This is a genomic window from Alloalcanivorax xenomutans, assembly GCF_032810065.1.
Lineage (GTDB): Bacteria > Pseudomonadota > Gammaproteobacteria > Pseudomonadales > Alcanivoracaceae > Alloalcanivorax > Alloalcanivorax xenomutans.
On sequence record NZ_CP136538.1, the window covers coordinates 2,446,307 to 2,469,625 of the forward strand.

General features: G+C 61.9%; 16 protein-coding genes. 5 read left to right on the forward strand and 11 right to left on the reverse strand.

Annotated elements, in window-relative coordinates; genetic code table 11:
- Window positions 1-17 precede the first annotated feature (17 nt).
- The 6 genes from RYH70_RS11355 to RYH70_RS11380 all read right to left on the reverse strand — a co-directional run bounded on the left by RYH70_RS11355 (window position 18) and on the right by RYH70_RS11380 (window position 6,053).
- The gene (locus tag RYH70_RS11355) at window positions 18-347 is read right to left on the reverse strand and encodes an HvfA family oxazolone/thioamide-modified RiPP metallophore (RefSeq protein WP_022994263.1); all 330 of its coding nucleotides are present in this window, start codon (window positions 345-347) and stop codon (window positions 18-20) included.
- Between the two features lie 242 nt (window positions 348-589).
- A complete protein-coding gene (locus tag RYH70_RS11360) occupies window positions 590-1,360 on the reverse strand; it encodes an SDR family NAD(P)-dependent oxidoreductase (RefSeq protein WP_063140053.1) in 771 nt (256 codons plus the stop codon).
- Between the two features lie 59 nt (window positions 1,361-1,419).
- Window positions 1,420-2,199, reverse strand: coding sequence for an SDR family NAD(P)-dependent oxidoreductase (locus RYH70_RS11365; protein ID WP_284455603.1), 780 nt, complete (start codon window positions 2,197-2,199; stop codon window positions 1,420-1,422).
- 4 nt (window positions 2,200-2,203) lie between these two features.
- Window positions 2,204-3,454: an acyl-CoA dehydrogenase family protein gene (locus RYH70_RS11370; RefSeq protein ID WP_022994268.1), complete on the reverse strand. Its 1,251-nt coding sequence runs from the start codon at window positions 3,452-3,454 to the stop codon at window positions 2,204-2,206.
- Window positions 3,455-3,475: 21 nt separating this feature from the next.
- Entirely contained in the window at window positions 3,476-4,252 is a 777-nt protein-coding gene (locus tag RYH70_RS11375; protein ID WP_284455602.1) for an enoyl-CoA hydratase-related protein, read from the reverse strand.
- Window position 4,253: 1 nt separating this feature from the next.
- Window positions 4,254-6,053, reverse strand: coding sequence for a class I adenylate-forming enzyme family protein (locus RYH70_RS11380; RefSeq protein WP_080531031.1), 1,800 nt, complete (start codon window positions 6,051-6,053; stop codon window positions 4,254-4,256).
- Between the two features lie 318 nt (window positions 6,054-6,371).
- Here RYH70_RS11380 and RYH70_RS11385 point away from each other — a divergent pair, with 318 nt between their 5' ends.
- The 3 genes from RYH70_RS11385 to RYH70_RS11395 all read left to right on the forward strand — a co-directional run bounded on the left by RYH70_RS11385 (window position 6,372) and on the right by RYH70_RS11395 (window position 11,263).
- Window positions 6,372-7,451, forward strand: a complete 1,080-nt coding sequence (locus RYH70_RS11385; RefSeq protein WP_022994271.1) for a phosphotransferase family protein — start codon at window positions 6,372-6,374, stop codon at window positions 7,449-7,451.
- A gap of 608 nt (window positions 7,452-8,059) precedes the next feature.
- Entirely contained in the window at window positions 8,060-9,256 is a 1,197-nt protein-coding gene (locus tag RYH70_RS11390; protein ID WP_022994272.1) for a TAXI family TRAP transporter solute-binding subunit, read from the forward strand.
- 81 nt (window positions 9,257-9,337) lie between these two features.
- Window positions 9,338-11,263, forward strand: coding sequence for a TRAP transporter permease (locus RYH70_RS11395; protein WP_080531032.1), 1,926 nt, complete (start codon window positions 9,338-9,340; stop codon window positions 11,261-11,263).
- A 173-nt stretch (window positions 11,264-11,436) separates the two neighbouring features.
- Here the strand turns inward: RYH70_RS11395 and RYH70_RS11400 are convergent, their stop codons facing one another.
- Together RYH70_RS11400 and RYH70_RS11405 are read right to left on the reverse strand one after the other, a co-directional pair.
- Window positions 11,437-12,141, reverse strand: a complete 705-nt coding sequence (locus RYH70_RS11400) for a TetR/AcrR family transcriptional regulator (protein WP_317009137.1) — start codon at window positions 12,139-12,141, stop codon at window positions 11,437-11,439.
- A gap of 90 nt (window positions 12,142-12,231) precedes the next feature.
- On the reverse strand, window positions 12,232-13,695 hold the full coding sequence (locus RYH70_RS11405; RefSeq protein ID WP_055099943.1) for an NAD-dependent succinate-semialdehyde dehydrogenase: 1,464 nt from the start codon (window positions 13,693-13,695) through the stop codon (window positions 12,232-12,234).
- 182 nt (window positions 13,696-13,877) lie between these two features.
- On the opposite strand from RYH70_RS11405, the gene RYH70_RS11410 reads away from it, so the two are divergent.
- Window positions 13,878-14,960 (forward strand): alcohol dehydrogenase, encoded by a 1,083-nt coding sequence (locus RYH70_RS11410; protein ID WP_022994276.1) that lies wholly within the window; start codon window positions 13,878-13,880, stop codon window positions 14,958-14,960.
- Between the two features lie 51 nt (window positions 14,961-15,011).
- On the opposite strand, the gene RYH70_RS11415 is transcribed toward RYH70_RS11410, so the two are convergent.
- From RYH70_RS11415 to RYH70_RS11425, 3 genes are all read right to left on the reverse strand, one after another.
- A complete protein-coding gene (locus RYH70_RS11415; RefSeq protein WP_022994277.1) occupies window positions 15,012-16,142 on the reverse strand; it encodes a beta-ketoacyl-ACP synthase III in 1,131 nt (376 codons plus the stop codon).
- A 171-nt stretch (window positions 16,143-16,313) separates the two neighbouring features.
- Window positions 16,314-20,177, reverse strand: coding sequence for an ATP-dependent RNA helicase HrpA (hrpA, locus tag RYH70_RS11420; RefSeq protein ID WP_080531034.1), 3,864 nt, complete (start codon window positions 20,175-20,177; stop codon window positions 16,314-16,316).
- A gap of 178 nt (window positions 20,178-20,355) precedes the next feature.
- Window positions 20,356-22,149, reverse strand: coding sequence for a M61 family metallopeptidase (locus tag RYH70_RS11425; protein WP_317009138.1), 1,794 nt, complete (start codon window positions 22,147-22,149; stop codon window positions 20,356-20,358).
- Between the two features lie 110 nt (window positions 22,150-22,259).
- Here RYH70_RS11425 and RYH70_RS11430 point away from each other — a divergent pair, with 110 nt between their 5' ends.
- Entirely contained in the window at window positions 22,260-23,168 is a 909-nt protein-coding gene (locus RYH70_RS11430; protein WP_022994280.1) for an alpha/beta fold hydrolase, read from the forward strand.
- The last annotated feature ends 151 nt before the right edge of the window (window positions 23,169-23,319 follow it).

Here is a 23,319-nt window from a genome sequence, read left to right on the forward strand (position 1 = left end):
CAGGCAGGGGTTGGAGATCAGGCGGCGCCGCCGCACTTGCCTTCGCCACACTTACCTTCGGCGCCTTTTTCCTTGTCCTCGCCACACTTGCCTTCGGCTTTCTTGTCACCGCCACAGCTGCCTTCCGCTTTCTTGCCGCCACAGCTGCCCTCGGCTTTTTTACCGCCGCAACGCCCTTCAGCGCCTTTCTCTCCGTGATTGTCAGCAAGTTGATAGCCGGCTCCGAGATCGGAGGCGGCGAAGGGATTTTCAACCGCCTGCGCGGTCACCGGCAGGGACATCGCCGATGCGACAAAAGCAGCGCCAACGGTGGCCGCCAAAGGATTGAGTTTATTGGTTTTAGCCATGTCATCTTCTCCTGATTCGCTGATGGAGTCGAAACACCACCGGGACCCGGAATGGTCCGGTTCATGATTTCGACACTATAGTGATGCACGGCGGGAGTAAACGTTACATGAAGATGCGCCTCTTTTTTGTCCAAGACAGAAGAGGCAGCTGGCCATGCGCGATGATTCCCCGACAGGCGAATCAGAATCACGAGAGGCGGGAAGCGGCCAGGCCATGGCCCGGCCGCCCATCCTGGTCCGGTTTATGCCGGATTGTTGAAGCGACGGTTCAGCTTGCGCATACCACCGATCCAGCGGTCATAGTCCGCGGTTTTGTTGCGCATGTATTCCAGCACTTCCGGGTGCGGCAGAACCAGGAAGGTCTCCTCCTGGATCGCTTTCAGGCAAGCCCGCGCCACCGGTTCCGGCTCCATCATGCCATTGATACTGGCGACGCCATCTTCCTTGCCCTTGGTCATGGCGGTGCGCACCGCCTGCGGGCACAGCACCGATACCTTGATGCCGTCATCGCCATAGGTCAGCGCCAGCCATTCGGCCAGCCCCACGGCGGCGTGTTTGGTCACCGCGTAGGGAGCGGATCCCACCTGGGACAGCAGCCCGGCGGCGGAAGCGGTGTTAAGCAAATAGCCGCCGCCACGGGCGGTCATTCTCGGCACCAGGTGCCGCGCCGCGTAGACGTGGGCCATGACATTGATGTCCCAGATTCTCTGCCATACGTCGTTGCTCACTTCCGGCCCGCCACGGGTGGAGATGCCAGCGTTGGAGCAGAACAGATCGATCGGCCCTTCGTTGGCTTCCACCTCGTCGATCAATGCCTGGATCTCACTTTCCTCGGCGACATTGACCCGCCGGCCGATACCGCCGATGGCGTCGGCGGTGGCCTGGGCGCCTTCGCCGTCCAGGTCGGCGCAGATGACACGCTTGGCGCCGGCCTCGGCGAAACACTCCGCCAGCGCGCGGCCGATACCACCGGCGGCGCCGGTGACCACGACTATCCGGTCTTTAATTTCCATGCCTTTGCTCGCTGTTTGTTATCTGGAAAGGACCCGACCGGAATCGGGTCCACTCACCCTCAGGCCCACATATGCGTACCGCCACAGACGGTCAACGCCTGCCCTGTCATATAACGGCTGGCATCGGAGGCGAGGAACACCGACAGACCACTGAAATCCTCCGGCTCACCCAAACGGCGCAGAGGAATTTGCGAATTGGCGCGGGCTTCCGCTTCCGGGTTGTCCCACAGCGCCTTGGCGAAATCGGTGCGCACCAGGCCCGGACAAATGGCGTTGGCGCGAATACCTTGCGGTCCATATTCCAGCGCCAGGTTACGCACCAGGCCGATCAGCGCCAGTTTCGAGGTGCCGTACAAACCCAGCGTATCGGAAGGTTTGTAGGCGCCGACGCTGGCGGTGAACATCATCGAACCGTTGCCCTTGGCGACCATGTCCGGTGCCACCAGACGCGCCAGCCAGAGGTTGGCCTGCACGTTGGTTTTCATGGTCTTTTCGTAGGCGTCGTCGGGAATCTCGGAAATCTTGCCGTAGAAAATATTGACGCCGGCATTGCCGACCAGAATGTCCACCGGCCCGGCAAGCTGGTGGGTTTTCTCCACCAGCGCTTCCAGTTCTTCCTTGCGGCCGGCGTTGGCCGCCACCGGGTGCACCCGTTCCGCGCCCACCGCCTGATTGATATCAGCGGCGGCCTGGTCGAGAGTCTCCTGCTTGCGCGCGGAGATCACCACGGTGGCACCGTGGGCAGCGAGGGCTTGCGCCATCGCCTTGCCCATGCCCTTGGAGGCGCCGGTCATCAGCGCCACCTTGCCGCTCAGGTCGAACAGAGAGGTATCGACCATGGCATCAACCCCCGGATTGGTTGTAGCGGGTAACCTCGTTACGGGCGATGACGTTGTGATGCACTTCATCCGGGCCATCGGCGAAACGCAGAGTGCGCTGCTGCATATACATTTCGGACAGCGGAGACCATTGGCTGATACCGGTGGCACCATGGATCTGCATGGCCTGATCGATGATCTGGCAGCATTTCTCCGGCACCATCGCCTTGGCCATGGATACCCAGATACGCGCTTCCTTGTTACCCATCACGTCCATTGCCTTGGCCGCCTTGAGCACCATCATGCGCATTGCCTCGATTTCGATGCGGGCGCGGGAAATGGTTTCCATGTTCTTGCCCAGATCAATGATCTTCTTGCCGAACGCCTCGCGGTTCAGGCCACGTTCCATCATCAGATCCAGGGCCTTCTCCGCCGAACCGATGGAGCGCATGCAGTGGTGGATCCGACCCGGGCCGAGACGGACCTGGGAGATCTCAAAGCCACGGCCTTCGCCCCACAGGATGTTTTCCTTCGGCACCCGCACGTTTTCCAGTTTGATGTGCATATGGCCGTGCGGCGCGTGGTCATGGCCGAACACGCACATCGGTCCGACGATGTTCACCCCGGGAGTGTCCATGGGCACCAGGATCTGCGACTGCTGACGGAACGTCGGCGCGTCGGGGCTGGTTTTGACCATACAGATCATGATCTTGCAGCGCGGATCGCCGGCGCCGGAAATGTAGTATTTCTCACCGTTGATGACCCACTCATCACCGTCCAGAACCGCACTGGTTTCGATGTTGCGGGCATCGGAAGACGCCACTTTCGGTTCGGTCATGCCGAAACAGGAGCGAATCTCGCCATTGAGCAACGGCTTGAGCCATTTTTCTTTTTGCTCCGGAGTGCCCACGCGCTCGAGCACTTCCATGTTGCCGGTATCCGGGGCGGAACAGTTCAGGGTCTGGGACGCCAGCGGGTTTTTGCCCAGTTCGAAAGCAATGTAGGCGTAATCCAGGTTGGACAGGCCTTCCCCGGTTTCCGCGTTCGGCAGGAAGAAGTTCCACAGACCATTGGCCTTGGCTTTGCTTTTCGCTTCTTCCAGCAACTCCAGCTGCCCCGGCGCATAGCTGAAACGCTCGGCGCGGCCTTCGCCGAGACGGTGGTATTCCTCGGTGATCGGATCAACATTCTCACGAATATGTTTTTTCACCGCGTCCAGCAGCGGCTGCGCCTCTTCGGACATGGCGAGATTGTTCAGATTGGTATCGTTACCCATGGTTTTACTCCTCGATGTAATTCAGCGGTTCTTCCACTGCGGCGGGCGCTTTTCCACGAAGGCGTTGACGCCTTCCTTGAAGTCCTCGGTATGACGCAAATCCTCGATCACCTCGCGACTGTACACCAGACTTTCCCGCAGACGTTCCAGTTCATCCAGATGATTGAGAACCCGTTTGGTCGCCTTCACCGATGACGGCGATACGGCACAGATTTCCTCGGCCTTGGCCAGGGCCGCGTCCATCAGTTCATTTTGCGGATAGACCGCATTGACGAAGCCCAGCTCCTTGCCCTCGGCGGCGCTCGCCTGACGGCCGGACAGCATCATCTCCACCGCCTGTTTACGGCCGATCTGCCGACTCAGGCGCTGTACACCGCCGGCGGCGGCGAACAAACCGACCTTGACTTCCGGCAAAGCGAAGCGAGCGGTGTCGGCGGCAAGCAGAATGTCACAGCACAAGGCGGTTTCGAATCCTCCGCCCATGGCAAACCCGTTCACCGCGGCGATCAACGGTTTTTCCAGATCGAAGCGCGTCGACAGGCCGGCGAACCCCGTGGGCGGTGGCGTGCCCTTGCCGCCCTGGGCGGTGTACTTGAGATCGTTACCGGCGGAAAACGCCTTGTCGCCGGCCCCGGTGAGTACCGCCACCCACAAATCATCGTCGGCGGCGAAGTCGTCCCATACTCGGGACATCTCATTGTGCATGGGCGCGTGCACGGCGTTATACACTTCCGGCCGGTTCATGGTGACGATCAGAATCGGGCCCCGGCGTTCGGTTTTGACAAATTCATAAGCCATGTCAGTTTCCTTGAGCGGCGGTCGCCGCCGTACTTTTGTTGGTATCAGACTTATCGGTATCGGAGTGGCCGCTATCCTGCATGGACAGGCACGCGGCGCGAATCGCGCGCCGGTCGATCTTGTCGGTGGCGCCACGGGCCAACGGACCGCTCTGCCACCAGAACCGTTCCGGCACCTTGAAATGGGCAAGGTGTTCGGCGACGCAGGCTTTCAATTCCGCCTCGTCCACTGAGCCCTCCTGTTTCAATACCACCATGGCGCCGACGATCTCGCCCAGGCGCTCGTCCGGTACCGAGAACACGCAGGCTTCGGCGACCTCGGGGTGCTGATACAAGGCGTCTTCCACTTCCAGGCAGGCGATATTCTCACCGCCGCGAATGATGATGTCTTTTTTGCGGTCGACGATATAGACCAGCCCGTCTTCATTGGCGCGGGCCATGTCACCGGTGTACAGCCAGCCATCACGCATGGCCGCGGCGGTGGCTTCCGGCTGATTCAGATAACAACGCATGTTGGCGGCGCTGCGTACCAGCAACTCACCCACCTCGCCCGGCGGCAGCGGCCGATCCTGCTCATCGACGATGCGCATCTCCTGCAACGGCGGCGTCAGGCGGCCGGCCGCTTCCGGGTTCTCCACATAGGGGTCACCGGAAATAATGATGCCGAGCGCGTTGGTCTCGGTCATGCCCCAGCCGGAAGCAATGCTGGCCGCGGGAAAAGCACTGGCCAAACGTCCCACCTGGGCGGCCGGACGTTTGGCGCCACCACCGCCGATGAATTCCAGCGACGGCAACGGTTGATTCAGACGCCGGGCGGCCTCCATCAATTCCGCGGACTGGGTCGGCACGCCGACGAAACGGGTCACCTGCTCGGCGTTGATGATGCGAATCGCCTCCTCGGGATCCCATTTGTACATCAGGTTCAGGGTGGCACCGGCGGCCAGCCCCTGAATCAGATTCGAATTCAGAGCGGTGACATGGAACAGCGGCGTCACCACCAGGGAACAGGGCGGCCGCGTCGGCGCCGGCTGCTCCGGATCCATCAACGCCGGCAGTAACCGCAGCATGATCAATGAATAGACCGCCGACACCAGTCCCCGATGAGTCAGCACCACTCCTTTGGGACGGCCGGTGGAACCTGACGAATACAACACCGCGAAATCATCGTCGGTATCGATCGACACCGTCGGCCAGGACGCCTCCGGTACCCGCGCCAACAGATCCGAATAGTTGTGTTCACCCTCCACATCACGAACCGCGAACAGCGACAGCCCCAAGCGTTTCGAGAACGGCTCGATACGCTGGTAACGGTCGTGGTCGGCGAACACCACCCGGGCGCCACAATCCTCCAGCGCGAACGCCAGCTCCTCACCGGACCACCAGGCGTTCATCGGCACCACCACCGCGCCAACGGCGGTGATCGCCAATAGCAACAATGGAAATTCCGGATAGTTGCGCATGGCCAACGCCACTCGATCACCGGGCCGCACACCAAGCTCACTGAGGGCCCTGGCGAGCCGATTGACCTCGTTGACCAGACGCGGGTAGTCCCAGCGTTCGTCGCCATAGACCAGCACATCGCGGTCGCCGTAAACCGTCTCCACCGATTGCAGCACCTCGCGCAAGTGCGCCGGCGCGTTGGCGAAAACCGGATACCGTTGTCCGCGAATGTCCGCTTCGGTAACGGCGAAACGTGGGTCCGTGCTGGTGATACGGTCCACCGCCTGCTCCAGAGTCAGCGCCGGCGTATCGGTACCCGGGGCCCCCTGGGCGACGGTCTGGTTATTGTCCCATCCTGACATTTTGTTGTTCTCTCTCTGCTCTCCCGGAGGGGCCCTTCCGCATCCCGCGGCCCGAAGGTCGCGGACTGACGTTTGTCAGGGAAACGCTACGGCGGATGCGAAGGTGATGTCAAGCGCGACCCTTGTACCCGGCCGAAGAATCATCCGAATGCATTGACCCAGGCGCCGTCCGTTTCTAGTATCTCATCCTGACAAACGTCAGCCGTGGTTGCCGGACCGGCGGCACGGTGCCGTTTGGTATCGAGACACAGGCGTTCAATCCCGATCGCCGTTCGATGCCTTATCGATTCAAAGGCTCCCTATTGGAAGGAAAGGGATATGAATAACAACGCCACCACCGCGGGCCCGCAGCTGGTCGCGCCCCTGCCCGCCCACCGCATCGACGCCGAGGCGCTGGCAAACTGGCTGCGCGACGCCTTGCCGGAGGCCGCCCAGGGCCTGACTGTCGAGCAATTCCAGGGCGGCATGTCCAACCCGACTTACCTGATCACCAGCGCCAGCGGCAAACGCTACGTATTGCGCAAGAAACCCCCCGGCAAACTGCTGCCCAAGGCCCACGCGGTGGATCGCGAGCACGCGGTCATGCATGCGCTGGCCGATACCGGGGTGCCGGTGCCGCGCATGCTGGCCTACTGCGAGGATCCGGAAGTAATCGGCGCCGAGTTCTTCGTCATGGAGTTCGTGGAAGGCCGTATCATTCCACCGCCCTCCATGGACCCGGTGGCCCGGGAAGAGCGCCCGGCCATTGCTCATGCCCTGATCGACACTCTGGCGCAGCTGCATAGCGTGGACTGGAAGGCCGCCGGCCTTGAGCGTTTCGGACGGCCGGAAGGGTATCTCAAACGTCAGACCGCGCGCTGGGCGGGACAGTACGAAGGCGCCAAGGAAGCGCTGCCAGCGGACTTCGACTATTCACAGATGGACTGGCTGCGGGACTGGCTGCTGGAACATACCGATGTGAGCAACGAGACCGCCATCGTGCACGGCGATTTCCGGCTTGGAAACATGATCCTGCACCCTGAAGAGCCTCGCGTGATCGCGGTGCTGGACTGGGAATTGTCCACACTGGGCCACCCGTTGGCGGACCTCGCCTATCTGTGCATGCCCTACCACACCTCAGGCAGCGAGCCGGATGCCCGGGATCTGCTTGAAGCCGGTCTGCCGCCGGAACAACAATTGCTGGACCGCTATTGCGAACGCACCGGGCGGGACGGCATTCCGGAATGGCCGATTTTCATGGCGTTTTCCTGCTTCCGTAGCGCCGCCATTATTCAAGGGGTGGCGGCCCGCGCCGCCCAGGGCAATGTCAGCAGCGCCAGCGCCGATCCGGTCCGGGATGGCGCCCGGGCCCGCCGGGTGGCGGAAGTCGGCGCCCGGATAGCACGCTCGCTCGGCTGATTCAGTAACCGACCATCACGCTCCGCGTGCCAACTCGCTGGCACGCACCACGCCACCCCCAAGGCCCGCTACCGGCCTTGGGGAGATGAAGTCAGAGCAACCACGTCATGCCGGACTTTATCCGGCATCTTCCGCTATATCTTCATCTCCCTGTCTCCCGCCGCCTTTTTCTCCGGAAAGCCCATAGCCCTCCACAGGGAGATCCCAAGTCAGGCCCCGGGATGGCCGGTGGTTTAAAAAAGCGTGTCACCCTTCGGGCCGTCGCTACCGCGACGTCAAAAATCGCTCCCGGCGATTTTTTAAAACAGGTAAACAAAGTCGACCTTCTTTTTAGTAGGTTTTTAATAAAACAGGGCTTTTATCGCTTGAAATTTCGATTATCGGCGGTTTAACCTGACATACGTCAGGCGGACAACCCGAATCCGGGCCCGCGTAAAAAAGCCCTTTTAAAACAAGGTATTCATAGGAGCACACAGCCCTGGCAAACAACCGGCGACGGCCATCTCGGGAGAGCTCTCACAAACCGCCGGGCGCCATATACAAATAGCTCAATAAAATGCACTCGATCATTAAAAAGTGAACCATTAGAGAACAATAAGGAGTCACCGATGAAACAGCGTACCCTGAGCAGGGTGCTCGCCCCTGCCCTGTCCACCGCTTTACTGATATCCGGCGCGGCTTTCGCCGCCGAAGGCAGCGATTTCGAATGGCCCCGGCTGCTGGTGATCGGCACGGCGGGCACGTCTTCCGCCAGCTTCGCTTCCACCAATGGTTGGACCCCGATTCTGCAAAAGCAAACCGGCACCGTGGTTCGCGCCGTACCGGAAGATAACGAGTCCATGCGTTATCGACGGCTCACCGACCGGCGGGATATCGCCATCAGTTCCGTGTCCGCCGCCGAAATGCGTTTTCAGATCGAAGGCATTGGCGGCTATGCGACTACCAAACCGGTACCGCAACGGGTTCTCTGGCACCACAACGATACCCCCTGGGGTTATGTGGTCGCCGGTGACTCTGAACTGAAATCCCTGCAGGATCTCAAGAAAGGCGGCTATCGCGTGGCCAAAGGGATGTTTTCACCGCCGATGATCGCCGCCGTGACCGGTGCCCTGCCCGCTTTCATCGGCCTCTCCGAGGAGGAAGCGGAAAAGACCATTAAATACGTGCCAGCCAGCAGCTACGCGGAAAACTGCCGCTCCGTCGTGGAAGGCAAAGCGGATGTGGCGTACTGCGCCCCGGTCAGTTCCGTGTTGTCGGAGATGGAAGGTGCACCCGGTGGTATCCGCTGGCTGCCCTTGAACCAGGACAACCAGGAAGGCTGGGACGGTTATCTGCAACATCGCCCCATGCTGATCCCCACCAAGATCGAACTGGGGGTCTCCACCGCCCGTGGCGTGGACGGTGCCACCTCCAACTTCGTCTACTCGGTACCGGCGGACGCGGATGAGGACTTCGCCTACCACATGGCCAAATGGTTCCATGAATCCTACGACGCTTATAAGGGCTCTCATCCCATGGCCGCGCGTATGTCGCTGGAGCAGTTCCGCGCCTATCTGGACCGCACCCCCTTGCCAATACATGAAGGCACGGTGAAATACCTGCGTGAAATTGGCGCCTGGACCGAACAGGACGACGCCTGGAACGAGGCCGCCAAAACCAAAATGGATCAGTGGGTCAAGGCACGCCAGGCGGCGATGGAAGAAGCCGCCAAGGCCGGTGTGAAAGCCGACTTCCAGAACCAGGCTTTCCTCGACATCCTGGACAAACACACCCAGGGCCTCGAAGGCTTCCGTTCCCGCCTGTAATGGCGCCCCGGCGTCGCGGCGATCCTTCGCCCGGCGCCGAACCGGCCATTTCCGTCCATCTCCTTACGCGAGCCGAACCTCATGAATCAGACCACTTCCCCGCCGGAAGACGCCACTCCGCCCTCCGAGGCCACGCGCCTCGGTGATTTGTATTCCTGGCAAAGTCTGTTGTTCGTACTGCTTGTCGTCGGTGGCCTGGCCATCGGCCTGGTGTACATCTTTGGTATCACCTGGAATGGCGAGCGCCTGTTGGAAGGCCAGTATTACTGGCTGTTCATAGGCCTGTTCGTCGCCGCCGCCTTCATTGCCCTGCCCGCCCGGCGCGGGCAAAACAAGGTCCCGTTCTATGATCTGATCGCCGCCGCCGTGGCACTGGGCATCAGCGTGTTCTTTTCCACCCACGCCTGGGACATGGTGCAGTCCGGCTGGAATCACATACCGATGGGCACGGTAATGTGGCTGTTGATGCTGGAAGTAGCCCGACGCAGTGGTGGCCTGCCATTCCTGCTGGTGGTGGTGTTGCTGGGATCGTATCCATTGATCGCCGACCGGCTTCCCGGTCTGTTGATGGGCATTCCCTACGATTTTGATCGCATGATCGAGGCGCACATCTTCCGTGCCGAAGGCATGATGGGCATCACCACCAAGATCGTGGCGGAAATCATTCTCGGTTTCCTGGTGTTCGCCGGTGTGCTCATCGCCACTGGTGGTGGCGCTTTCTTTATCGATCTGGCCAACGCGGGTTTTGGCCGCTACCGTGGCGGGCCGGCCAAGGTGTCCGTGGTCGCCAGCGCCTTCTTTGGCAGCCTCTCCGGCTCCATCTTCTCCAACATCGCCGGCACCGGATCGATCACCATCCCGACCATGAAAAAGGTCGGTTATCCCGCCCACTATGCCGGCGCCATCGAAGCCTGCGCGTCCACTGGCGGCGTGCTCATGCCTCCGGTCATGGGAGCCATCGCCTTCGTCATGGCAATTACCATCGGCGTGGACTACGCCACCGTCATGGTGGCGGCGATCATTCCCTCTCTGCTGTTCTATTTCGGCCTGCTGTTACAGGTGGACGCCTATGCCGCCCGGACCGGTCTGAAAGGCGTACCCCGCGAGCAATTGCCATCGGCCCGGGACGTGCTGAAACGGGGCTGGCCGTTTATTTCGGTATTGGTGTTTCTGATCTGGGGCCTGCTCTACATGCGCTGGGAATACTATGCGCCCTGGTACGCCTGCGTACTCATGGTGGCGCTCTCCTTCCTGCAGAAGGAGACCCGCATGACACCCAGACGGCTGTATGAAACCCTGAGGCAGATCGGCATCCTGGTGACGCAAACCGCCGCCATCATTCTACCGATCGCCTTCGTGGTCAGCGCGCTCACCATCACCGGCGTCACCGGCGCTCTCACCTCGGGCCTGGTCAGTCTCGGTGGCGGCAATATTTTTCTGATTATTTTCTTTGGTGTTCTGGCCTGCTTCGTCATGGGCATGGCTGGCCTGGCCATCGTTGCCTATATCTTCCTGGCGGTGACGCTGGCGCCGGCGATCATCGACGTTGGCGGCCTCAACACCATCGCGGTGCACTTCTTCATCGTCTACTACGCCATGCTGTCGGTGATCACACCGCCGGTGGGTGCCGCCGCGTTCCTTGCCGCCACCATCGCCGGCGGCAAACCGATGCAGACCTCCTTCACCGCCATGCGCCTGGGCGTGGTGATCTACTTCGTGCCCCTGTTCTTCCTGTTTCAACCGGCACTGGTCCTGCAGGGCGATCTGACGCCGCTGATCTACGTGCTACCTTCGATTATCGTCGGCATCATGCTGATCTCGGGGGGCCTGGAAGGCTATCTGCTGGGTGCGGGCCGGGTGCGTCCCTGGTTGCGCTTTCCGTTGATCGCGGCGGGTTTCGCTTTCAGCTTCCCAGGACTGATGACCACCATTATCGGTGGGCTCGCCTCGGCGGCGCTGGCCGCGCTGGTCTGGAACGATAATCGTCGACAGGCCCAGACCGCGTAATTCACCACAGCCAGAACCAAAGCGTCCGCGGCGTTCTTGCCGCGGGCACGGAAGGAGCCACGCACGCCATTCGCCAGCAGGCTGGCTCCCACAGATCATGCTACGAAGCCGCTGTGGGAGCTTGTCCGGGCGGCGGGCCGCTGCAAGCGGTGCTGCGTTGATTGGTGTCCGCGTCAGGCGCTGTCCTTGCCAGACGGATTGCCCGCCGGATTCTCCCGCGCCAACTGGTCCAGCATGGCCGTCACCCCCGCGGACACCGTACGCAGGATGACCTCGTCATCCACATCCTTGTTGAGCCAATCCCGCATGGGCGCGAAAGCACCGAGAAAAATAATCAGGTTCGCCAGCACTTCCGCGCGGGGATCCCCCTCGGACAATCGCGCCCGTTGCCGCAGACGCGCCGCCAGCCCTTCAATTACCGCCCGGTCACGAGCGCGCATGGCACGCCGGTCATCTTCCTGCAGGTACGGCACCGAACGGTAGATCAGCAGAGTCCCCCGGCGCTTCTTGGTCCAGGTGTCGTGCAGATAGTCCGCCACCGTGTCCGCGAACGGCGTGTCGCCGCTATGATCCAGGCGTTCGGCCAGGGTCGGCACATCCGGACGGAACCACAGCTTGTTCAGCAACCGCCGCAGAATGTCGTTTTTATTGGCGATGTAATCGTAAATACTGGCCTGATTGACACCGGAGCGGGCACAAATATCGCGAATCGTGGTGGAGGCGAATCCCTTCTCCAGAAACAGCTCCAGAGCGGCATCGCAAATCTGATTGCGGCGCGTCTCAATCAGTGTCGTATCCTGAACGCCATCAACCACGGCTTCCGCCAACTGCTCGCCGTTCGAGGTCTGCTTCGCGCCCCGTTTTTTATCCGCTGACAAGCGTTTTCTCCAAAAGAAATGAGGGTTTTTCGAGGTTAGCACAGCGCCCCGGGAGGCGGAAGAAACAGTGGCGGGCAAGCCGCCACGCCTCTACAACCCGGCCAGACACAAGTAACGGATTTCCAGGAATTCATCGATGCCATACACCGAGCCTTCACGGCCAATACCCGATTCCTTGACGCCACCGAAGGGAACCGTCTCTGACACGAAACGCGGCGTGTTCACGCCGACCATGCCGTATTCGAGCTGCTCATTAAGCCGGAAAATCCGCCCCAGATCCCGGGTGTAGGCATAAGCCGCCAGGCCATAAGGGGTTTCGTTGGCGAGCCGGATCACCTCCTCTTCGTCACTGAACCGATATACAGGCGCCACCGGGCCGAAGATTTCGGTATTGAACACCTTCATTGCCGGAGTCACGTCACCCAGCACGGTCAACTGATAGAAGGTTCCTCCCAGACCGGCATCACCACCACCGCCGGTCACCACCGTGGCGCCCGATGAAACCGCGTCGTCCACCAAAGCCGAAACTTTTTCAAACGCCGCCGGGTTGATCAGTGGCCCCTGGGTCACGCCCTCCCTGGTCCCCTCGCCCAACGCCAGGGTTCCCACCGCCCGGGCAAGCCGTTCCAGGAAAGCATCGTAGACGCGCTCGTGCACCATGATGCGATTGGCGCAGATGCAGGTCTGACCAGTGTTATAGAATTTGATGGCGATGGCGCCACGCACCGCCTCGTCCAGATCCGCGTCTTCAAATACCAGGAACGGCGCGTTGCCGCCCAGCTCCAGGCTCACTTTCTTCACCGTGGCCGCGCACTGGGCCATCAGCAATTTGCCCACCGCGGTGGAGCCGGTAAACGACAGCTTGCGCACCTGCGGATTGGAAGTCAGCTCTCCGCCCACTTCCGCGCCATGGGCAGCGGTAACCACATTGAAAACGCCCGCCGGCACCCCGGCCCGCTCCGCCAGCGTGGCCAAGGCCAATGCCGACAGCGGCGTGTCCTCGGCGGGCTTGAGCACCACGGTACAGCCAGCCGCGAGAGCCGGCGCCACTTTGCGGGTAACCATGGAGGACGGGAAATTCCATGGGGTAATCGCCGCCACCACACCGACAGGGTGGCGCGTTGCCCATTCACGGCGGCTGTTGTCCGCCGGCGGCAGAATGTCCCCCATCACCCGCATCGCTTCCGCCGCGAACCAATCGACGAAATTGGCGCCGGAAAGCACCTCCGCCCGGGCTTCCGCCAATGGTTTGCCCTGCTCCAGGGTAAGCAGCAAAGCCAGGTCGTCGGCATTATCAACGATCTCCTGGTACCAGCGGCGCAGAATCAGCATGCGTTCCCGGGCCGAACGGCGGCGCCAGTCCTTGAAGGCGACGGCCGCCGCTTCCACCGCGGTACGGGCATCAACGGCCCCCATATCCGGCACCTGAGCCAGCACCTCGCCACTGGCCGGATTCCTGACCTCGAAAGTAAGGCCGGAGCGCGCGTCGCACCAGACACCATCGATCAGTGACTGGTAACGCAGCAAAGTCGAGTCCTGAAGTTCCGCGGACATAGCCGTCTCCGTAAGTAAGGGTTGGTCAAGCCGACCTGAAGCGGGGTAAGCAAAATCGTCTTCACGGACGATGTCCCTTCCCGTCAACTTGCTTTATACGATATACAGCATACAAACACCCTGTCGGTGCGGCCAACCCGCATGACCGGCCCGCAATGACGTTACCTACAAGGACGCCTGCCATGACTGCAGAACAACAAAACGGTGTATCGGACAGTCGCCGCTTCGAATTCCAGGAGTTCGGCGGTCCGATCGCACCGCAAACCTACCAACTCCCCGCCCCCGCCAGCGACGAAGTGTTGCTCAAGGTCAACTACTGTGGCGTCTGCCATAGTGACGTTCACCTTCACGATGGCTATTTCGAATTGGGCGGCGACAAACGCCTCAACTTCGCCATGCCGCTACCGCTTACTCTGGGCCACGAGGTGATCGGCACCGTGGTGGCGGTGGGCGACCAGGTCACCGGCGTCAAACCCGGCGACCAACGTCTGATCTACCCATGGATCGGCTGCGGCAAATGCGGTGCCTGCCAGAAAGGCGAGGAAAACCTGTGTGTCACCCCGGCTCACCTGGGCGTGAACAAACCCGGCGGCTACGCCGATCACATCGTCGTGCCCCATTCCCGCTATCTTCTCGACATCAGCGGCCTCAACCCCGGCGACGCCGCCACCCTGGCCTGCTCCGGGCTGACCACCTTCTCCGCCATCAACAAAGTGCTGCCGCTGGCGGATGACCAATGGATCGTGGTGATCGGCTGCGGCGGCCTTGGCCAGATGGCTCTGCGCATCCTCCAGGCCATGGGCATCGGCAATGTGATCGGTATCGATCTGTCCGAGGAGAAACGCAAGCTGGCGCATGAAAGTGGCGCCCGCCACAGCTTCGACCCGAACACACCGAAACTGAATCGGGTGGTGGCGGAAACCTGCCCGGGCACGGTGCAGGCGGCCCTGGACTTCGTCGGCAATGAGCAGACCGCCCAATTAGCGTTGAGCCTGCTGGGCAAGGGTGGCAAATACGTACCGGTGGGTTTGCACGGCGGCGAACTGCGTTATCCGCTGCCGATCATCACCAATAAAGCAGTGAGCATCATCGGCTCTTATGTGGGTACGCTGAAGGAATTGGAGGACCTGGTGGCTTTCGCCAAGGAGAAGAACCTGCCGCCCATCCACATCGAGCATCGCCCGCTGGAGAGCGCCGCTCAAGCCGTGGAAGATCTGGAAAAAGGCCAGGTGGCGGGCCGGGTGATTCTGGACGCGGGCAACTGACTCGGCTTGCCCCTCTCCCCCTTCAGGGAGAGGGGCAAGCCGCCTCGCCATTTACTTCACCCGTTTGACCACCACGCTGCCAATGGAATAACCGGCGCCAAAGGAGCAAATCACCCCTTTGCTGTCCACCGGCAGGTCGGCATTATATTTGTGGAAAGCAATGATGGAGCCGGCGGAACTGGTGTTGGCGTACTCGTCCAGGATCACCGGCGCTTCCTCTTCGCTGGGATCACGCCCCAGCACCCGGCGGGCGATGAACTGGTTCATGCTCAAATTGGCCTGGTGCAGCCACATCCGGCGCAGCTCTTCCACCGGCAGATCCAGATCGTTCAAATGACCGCTGATCTGCTCGGCCACCATGGGGCAGACTTCCTTGAATACCTTGCGGCCTTCCTGGCGGAACAGTTTGTCGCGGGCGCCGATGCCGGACGGGTCGGCCCGATTCAGGAAACCAAAGTTGTTGCGGATGTTATTGGAGAATTTGGTTTGCAGGCGGGTGCCGAGAATCTCCCAGCGGTTGTCGCTGGTGGCGTCCTCGGCCCGCTCCACGATCACCGCGGTGGCCACATCACCAAAGATGAAATGACAGTCGCGATCCTGCCAGGCCAGGTGACCGGAACAAATCTCCGGATTGACCATCAGCACGCGCCGGGCGGAGCCATTGCGCACCGCGTCCACCGCCGCCTGGATACCGAAGGTGGCGCTGGAACAGGCCACGTTCATGTCATAGCCCCAGCCATGTTCCATGCCCAATGCCTGCTGCACTTCCACCGCCATGGCCGGATAGGCACGCTGCATATTGGAACAGGCCACCAGCACGGCATCCAGATCGTCGGCTGTCAAGTTGGCGTTTTCCAGTGCCTGCCGGGCGGCGTTGACGGCGATCTCCGCCTGCACCGACAACTCGTCATCGGACCGCTCGGGAATGTTCGGGCACAGCCTTTCGGGATCCAGCACGCCTTCCTTGTCCAGCACATAACGCTGTTTGATGCCGGAGGCTTTCTCGATGAAACCGGTACTCGAAGGGCTCAGAGCCTCCAGTTCACCGGCCTCGATGGCGGCGGCGTTGCTCTCGTTATAGAGCTGCACGTATTGGTTGAACGACGCCACCAGCTCGTCGTTACTAATGGACTGCTGCGGGGTCCACAGCCCGGTTCCGCTGATCACTACGGATTGGGTCACTAACCTGTCCTCTCTGCAAAGGCGCACCGGGCGCCGCGACAGTAAATGATGTCATTATCCGGATTCAGCCCCGTGGGCGCAAAACCGATGTTTCATGAGCGCGCGAATCACTCTCCCTCCCCGGGGCCACAGCGGCTTCGTAGTCCGGTCCGAGGGAAACCCCGCAGCGCCTCAGCAAGCTTCCCACTGCCGGTTCAAACGCTTGGCCGACACTGGCATACGGGTCCCCAGCGGCTGCGCGAACAGGCTGACCCGATATTCCTCCAGCATCCAGCGAAACAGCGCCAGAGGCTCAGGCAGGCGCCAGTGCGGCGTTTCCCCGGCCCGGCGGCTGAACTTTTCCCAGAATGCCTCCAGTTCCGCCACCTGCGCCCGGTCACGCCCCAACTGCCCGCCCATCTTGTCCAAACGTTGCTCGATGGCGCTCAGATAGCGAGGGTACTCCGACAGCCACTCAGCGGGCACGGACAACAGAAAATCCGTTTCGAACAGAGCCGAAAGCTGCGTCTTCAAATCCCGGTGGGCATGAGCCCAGGCCAATGGAAAGCCCTTTTCCAGCCGCGTCATGATGCCACGATAGCAGGCGAACACCTCGCCCCAATGGCGAACAGCGCGTTCCGCCGCCGGGACGAAGTCGCCGCGACCGGAGTCCAGGCGATGACGAAACGCGCTCTGATCGCGGACCGGCTCGGCATGAAAGTGGAAATGGTCCGCGGCGGTCCGCAACAATACGTGTTCCAGCGCCTGCCGCGCCATGGCACTTTTTTCACTTTTCAGTTTTTGCCAGCCAATCGCCGCGCCAGCCTGCCGTTTCAGAGACTTGATCTGATCCGGCAAACGCAGCAACGCCAGGCGGGCACAGCCATGGCCATGGCGCCAGGCCGCTTCTTCGGCGTCATCGAAAAAATCCAGCCGGACCCGGTCTTCCAGATCCCGCAGTCCCGGGTAGCGGCGCAGTACAATACCGCCACGATTCTGCTCACGGCATTCCGGCACCTCACCGAAATCCCATTCACGGCTTTCCTGTGACGGCGTTTCCTCGATCACCTCGCTGTGCGTCGGCATCCGCCCGCGCAAGCGCTGACGCAGATCCGCCGGATCACGGCCTTCCACCACCACTTGATCGCCGTCCATCACACGCAAATTCATGCGCAAATAATCCGGCAGCTGATCCTCGCGCCATTCTTCCTGCTCCACCCTCACACCGGTCATACGTTGCAATTCCCGCGTCATCGCCGGCAGCAGGGGCTGATCCGGCGTCAACGCCTCCATCAACGCATCGACGTAATCCGGCACCGGCACGAAATGCCGGCGGCGCGCCTTGGGCAGGCCGCGCAGCAGCGCCTCCAGCTTATCCCGCAGCAGCCCGGGTACCAGCCACGCCAGCCGCTCTTCCGGGATCTGGTTCAATGCCGCCAGTGGCACCACCAGCGTGACGCCATCACGCTGCCCGGTGGGGTCGAAGCTGTACTCCAGCGGCAGGTGCATGGCTTCCACCACCAACTCATCAGGGAAAGCGTCGCGCTGCCATTGCGGCGTGCGGGAGAGCAGCACATCGTCGTCCATGATCAGAGCCTGACGTTCCGCTTCCGAAGCGTGCTTGCGGTACCAGGTTTCCAGGTGAGTGAGGGTATAAAGCGAATCCGGCAACCGCTGGTCATAGAACTCGAAGCGCGTCTGCTCATCGGCGAGAATGTCACGGCGGCGCAGTTTGTGCTCCATCTCCTCCAGCGCTTCCAACCGCTCCCGGTTGGTCTTGACGAAGGCCGGCTCACGGCTGAGCTGCCCCGCCACCAGCCCTTCGCGAATCATCAATTCCCGCGCCAGCCCCGGTTCCATCGGCCCGTAGTGCACCCGGCGCCCGGAGGTCAGAATCAGCCCGAACAGATTGACCTGCTCCCGTGCCATCACGCAGCCGCGCCGTTTTGACCAGTGCGGCTCATAATACTGCCGCTTCACCAGATGGCCGGCTTCCGCCTCGATCCAGTCCGGCTCCACCCTGGCCACGCAACGGGCGAACAGGCGGCTGGTTTCCACCTGCTCCGCCGCCATCAGCCAGCGCGCTCCGTTCTTCTTGCCGGCGGCTTTGCTCAGCGCCGAACCGGGCCAGACCAGCGGCTTGCGGTTACGGGTGGAGAGCCACTCGCCCTCCTCGCCTCGCATCATCACGTTACCGAGCAAGCCGGCGAGTAAAGAGCGGTGGATCGCTTCGTATTCCGCCGGGCTGTCATTGAGTGCCCAGCCCTCCTGTTTCGCCAGCAGCAGCAATTGACGGTGCGTGTCCCGCCATTCGCGCATCCGTGACGGCGCCAGAAAAGTCTTCTTGAGCAGTTTCTCGAACTGGCCGCGACTGAGTTCCTCGCGCTGCTGTTCCGCCCATTGCCAGAGGTTCCAGAACCAGAGGAAATCCGATTCCTTATCCTGGAACGGCTGGTGAGCCTGATCCGCCTGTTGTTGTTTTTCGCGTGGACGCTCGCGCGGATCCTGCACCGCCAGCGCGGCGACGATCGGCAGCACCTCGCGCAGCGCCTTTTTCTCCGCCGCGGCCACCAGCATGCGCGCCAGCGTCGGGTCCAGCGGGAAACGGGCCAACTGCTTGCCCAGAGAGGTGGGCCGGCGCTCGCTATCCAGCGCGCCCAGCTCTTCCAGCAGGCGATAACCGTCGCGGATGAAGCGGCCGTCCGGCGGCTCCATGAACGGGAAGTCCTCCACCCGGCCCAGCCCCAGATCCGCCATCTGCAAGATCACCGCCGCCAGGTTGGTGCGCTGGATTTCCGGGTCAGTGAACGCCGGGCGATTGATGAAATCGTCCTCGCTGTACAAGCGGTAAGCAATCCCCGGCATGATGCGGCCGCTGCGGCCGGAGCGCTGGTCGGCGCTGGCCTGGGATACCGGTTCCACCGGCAGACGCTGAACCTTGGAGTGAACGCTGTACCGGCTGATGCGTGCGGTCCCGGCGTCAATCACGTAACGGATGCCCGGCACCGTCAGCGAGGTTTCCGCCACATTGGTGCTCAGCACGATACGGCGGCCACGGTGCGGAGAAAATACCCGTTGCTGCTCGGCGGCGCTCAACCGGGCGTATAGCGGCAGCAACTCAGTGTCACGGAAATCGCAACGCTTGAGATGATGGTGTACATCGCGGATTTCCCGTTCGCCGCTGAGAAACACCAGCACGTCGCGAGCCACCGGGCGGCCATCCCGACGCTCCTCGCTGTCGATCCGCCGCAACACTTCTTCCACCTGCCAGCCCAGTTCCCGTTCCCCTTCCGGCGGGCAGTATCGAATATCCACCGGATAGGTGCGCCCGGACACCTCGAACACCGGCGCGCCGTTAAAATGATCGGCGAAACGGCGATGGTCGATGGTGGCCGAGGTGATGATCACCTTCAGATCCGGGCGGCGCGGCAGCAGTTGCTTCAGATAGCCGAGCAGGAAATCGATATTGAGGCTGCGTTCATGGGCCTCATCGATGATCAGCGTGTCGTACTGGCGCAGTTGCCGGTCATGCTGAATCTCACTGAGCAGCATGCCGTCGGTCATCAGTTTGATCAGACTGTCCGCGCCAACCTGTTCGGCGAACCGGACCTTGTAGCCGACCAGCCCGCCCACCCGGGTATCGAGTTCCTCGGCCAGACGCGCGGCGACGGACCGGGCCGCCAGGCGACGGGGTTGAGTGTGGCCGATGTAGCCGTCCACGCCCCGCCCCAGTTGCAGACAGATTTTCGGCAGTTGGGTGGTCTTGCCGGAACCGGTTTCGCCGGCCACCACCACCACCTGATGATCCTGAATCGCCTCGGCCAGTTCCTCACGGTGATGCACCACCGGCAGGTCCGGCCAGCGCAACTCGGACACCAACGAGGCACGCCGTTGACGCTCCGCCACCGAGGTCTCGATCGCCGCCGCCACCTTGGCCCGCGCCGCGTCATTGGGACGGCGGCGCAAGCCTTCCAGGCGCTTGCGCAAACGGCCGCGATCGGCACCGCGCGCTTCCTCAAGACGACGCTGTAAATCCTTCAGGGAAAGGTCAGTCATAATTCATGAATTCGGAGAGAGATCGCGGTCCTTTTCGGTATGAAAAGGACCGCCGGTGTCTCACGGTCGAGGGCCCAGTCGCTTGCAAGGCAAGCTCCCACAACGGCCTTGTAGCTAGCTCTGAATAGGTCAATGGCCTACGGAGCGTGATTTCTTTTCACTGTTCACTATTAACCCTTCACTGCTGTCCCAGCAGCCACGCCCGCCCCTTGTCGGTGAGCCCGCCCTGGGCCAGGGTCAGGTAAGCGGTGGAGGCTTCCGATGGCGCCAGGGTGACACGAAAACGCAGCAGCTCGTCGCGGCGGAACACGTGAACCTCCACCACCTCGCCTTCCTGATAACCCTGCAAACGGCCGTCCAGGCCGGCGGCGTCGGTTTTGATGCCGTCCACGGCGATGATCACGTCACCGGCGGAAAGCCCCGCGGCCATCGCCGCGCCTTGCTCGTACACTACCTGCACCCGCGCGCCGAGCGGGTCGGCGGCGGCACGCAGGCCAAGATGCACCGGCGCCGGGCCTTTGGCCGGCTTACCACCGTTGTCACCATGGCCACCGGCGGGCCGCCAATGCAACACCACCCCGCGCGCGGCCAACAACGGCGCCAGAGGCAGGTCCTCGGTGCTGTACAGCGCCAGTTGGAAGAACTCATCCAGGCTCTCGCCCAACAGTTCCTCGGCCAGGGCCTGAATGCCCTGCTCGGGCACGCCGCCGCTGCCCTCGCCGTAGCGTTGCCACAACGCACGCATCAGATGATCCAGCGTCACCTGCTCGTTACTGCGTTCACGCAGGGTCAGGTCCAGCGCCAGAGCCACCAAGGAGCCCTTGGCGTAATAGCTGACGATGGCATTGGGCGCGTTCTCGTCCTGCTTATAGAAGCGTGTCCAGGCATCGAAACTGGACTCGGTCACGGTCTGCTTGAGCCGCCCCTGGCCGCGCTGCACCCGGGTCAGGGTCTGGCCGACCAGTTCCAGATAGCTCTCCGGCGAAATCAACCCGGTGCGCGCCAGAGCCAGATCATCGTAGTAACTGGTGATACCCTCGAACGCCCACAGCAGTTCGGTATGCACCTCCTGGCTCAGATCAAAAGGCGTGAACGCCTCCGGTTTGATCCGCTTGATGTTCCAGGTGTGGAAGTATTCGTGGCTGCACAGTCCCAGATAGCCGCGGTAACCGTCACGCACCTGCCGGGGCCCGTCGGTGGGCAATGGCAAATCACCGCGCGGACTCATCAGGCTGGTGGAGTTTCGATGCTCAAGACCGCCATAACCGTCGGTCACCAGAGTCATGAACAGATACCGGTCCACCGGCGCCGGTTCACCGAACAGTTTGATATGATGCTCGCAGATCTGCTTCAGGTCCCGGCACAGACGCTCCAGGTCAACACGGAAACGGCCGGTGAGCACTACATCGTGGGGCACGCCACAGGCCTCGAAGCGGGCGTGCTCAAAGTGTCCCATCTCCACAGGATAGTCAATCAGCGCGTCATAGCTGTCCGCCTGGAACACACCAAAATCCAGCTCCGCGCCGGACAGCCGCGGCATGCCCGTGGCCAGGCGCCAGGTGGCGAACTCCGCTCCCGCTGGCGCCACAATGGTCACCTCGCAAGGCTGATCCTCGTGGCCCATGGCCGCCAGGAACACACAGGGGCCATTGAAGTAGCCATGGGTGGTATCCAGATGGGCGCCGCGCACCGATAAATCCCACGCATAAACCCGGTACGTCACGGTCACCGGACCGTCCACCGGCGGCAATTGCCAGGTCTGCTTGTCGATCTTGGCCACCGCCAACGGCCGCTCGCCGGCCCGGGCGTCCAGCGACACCACATGCCGGGCGAAATCCCGGATCATATAGCTGCCGGGAATCCACGACGGCATGGTCAGGGCCTGGCCTTCCGGCGTCGGCCGGTCCACGGTCAGGGTGATTTCAAAAATATGGGCCTGCGGATGGACCGGGCAAATCTGATAGCGAATCAAGGTTGCTCCCGAATAGCGAAACAAGGACGGCGGGAAAACCTCATGATACAGGCCCGTCTTGACGAAACCAAAGGGATGCCGCATGTTCGTGCCACTTACAGGGGGTCACCATGTCCAAACAGCTGTTGTCCATCACCGCCATCGACAATCATGTCATCGGGGTCCATCACTGGCCGGCGCAGGATGCCGCCGGCACACTGGTCTGGCTGCACGGCATGGCGGAACATGGCGGCCGCTACGGCGCCCTGGGGGAAACCCTGAGTGAACACGGTTGGAACCTGTATTGCCCGGACCATCGCGGTCACGGCACCAGCATCGACGACAACGCGCCTCGGGGACACTTCGCCGATGAGGACGGTTGGGACAAGGTCATCGGTGATATTCTGCAGGTGCTGGAACACGTGAAGCCGGACCGGGGGCCGCTGGTGCTGGGCGGGCACAGCATGGGCTCATTCCTGGCCCTGGCCGCCGCCGAACAGGCCGCGGAGCAACTGGGCGGCCTGGTGTTGTGCGGCAGTGACAGCCATTCCCCGTGGTTTTACCGTGCCATGACGCTATTGATGGGCTGGCAGCGCCGCCGCCATGGCGCTCGTGGCCACAGTCCCCTGGTGCACAAGATGACCTTCCAGACCTGGGCCGCCAGCATCGCCGATGCCCGCACCGAGTTCGATTGGCTCAGCACCGACCAGGATCAGGTGGACGCCTACATCGCCGATCCCGCCTGCGGCTTCGAATGCACCACCAGCACCTGGCTGGCGCTGATCTCGGCGCTGGCGCAAATCCAGTCCGGCGAGCAACTGGCGCGCCTGCCCTCCCTGCTGCCAATACTGCTGCTGGGCGGCCGTCAGGACCCGATGAGCAATAAAGGAAAAGGCATGGACCGCCTGGAACACATCCTGAAACGCCGCCACCAGCACCTGGAACGGCTCGACTGCCCTTCCGGCCGCCACGAAATCCTCAACGACTACTGCGCCCCGGAAGTGCGGCAGACGCTGCTGCAGTGGCTGGCCAACCTGTAATAGTGAACAGTGAATAGTTAATAGCTCGCGGCATACGCCGATGCGATCTGAAATCAAAGAGACCGCGTTCAAACCATGGGATGGTCGCGATGCAAAATTGCTGGTACGCAAATGATATTTGCGGATACGCATTTCTATCTTTTCGCTATTA

What these genes read in the sequence shown, in the direction of transcription:
- RYH70_RS11355 (WP_022994263.1), bottom strand. Translation starts at nt 347, where the DNA reads ATGGCTAAAACCAATAAACTCAATCCTTTGGCGGCCACCGTTGGCGCT.
- RYH70_RS11360 (WP_063140053.1), bottom strand. Translation starts at nt 1,360, where the DNA reads ATGGAAATTAAAGACCGGATAGTCGTGGTCACCGGCGCCGCCGGTGGT.
- RYH70_RS11365 (WP_284455603.1), bottom strand. Translation starts at nt 2,199, where the DNA reads ATGGTCGATACCTCTCTGTTCGACCTGAGCGGCAAGGTGGCGCTGATG.
- RYH70_RS11370 (WP_022994268.1), bottom strand. Translation starts at nt 3,454, where the DNA reads ATGGGTAACGATACCAATCTGAACAATCTCGCCATGTCCGAAGAGGCG.
- RYH70_RS11375 (WP_284455602.1), bottom strand. Translation starts at nt 4,252, where the DNA reads ATGGCTTATGAATTTGTCAAAACCGAACGCCGGGGCCCGATTCTGATC.
- RYH70_RS11380 (WP_080531031.1), bottom strand. Translation starts at nt 6,053, where the DNA reads ATGTCAGGATGGGACAATAACCAGACCGTCGCCCAGGGGGCCCCGGGT.
- RYH70_RS11385 (WP_022994271.1), top strand. Translation starts at nt 6,372, where the DNA reads ATGAATAACAACGCCACCACCGCGGGCCCGCAGCTGGTCGCGCCCCTG.
- RYH70_RS11390 (WP_022994272.1), top strand. Translation starts at nt 8,060, where the DNA reads ATGAAACAGCGTACCCTGAGCAGGGTGCTCGCCCCTGCCCTGTCCACC.
- RYH70_RS11395 (WP_080531032.1), top strand. Translation starts at nt 9,338, where the DNA reads ATGAATCAGACCACTTCCCCGCCGGAAGACGCCACTCCGCCCTCCGAG.
- RYH70_RS11405 (WP_055099943.1), bottom strand. Translation starts at nt 13,695, where the DNA reads ATGTCCGCGGAACTTCAGGACTCGACTTTGCTGCGTTACCAGTCACTG.
- RYH70_RS11410 (WP_022994276.1), top strand. Translation starts at nt 13,878, where the DNA reads ATGACTGCAGAACAACAAAACGGTGTATCGGACAGTCGCCGCTTCGAA.
- hrpA (WP_080531034.1), bottom strand. Translation starts at nt 20,177, where the DNA reads ATGACTGACCTTTCCCTGAAGGATTTACAGCGTCGTCTTGAGGAAGCG.
- RYH70_RS11430 (WP_022994280.1), top strand. Translation starts at nt 22,260, where the DNA reads ATGTCCAAACAGCTGTTGTCCATCACCGCCATCGACAATCATGTCATC.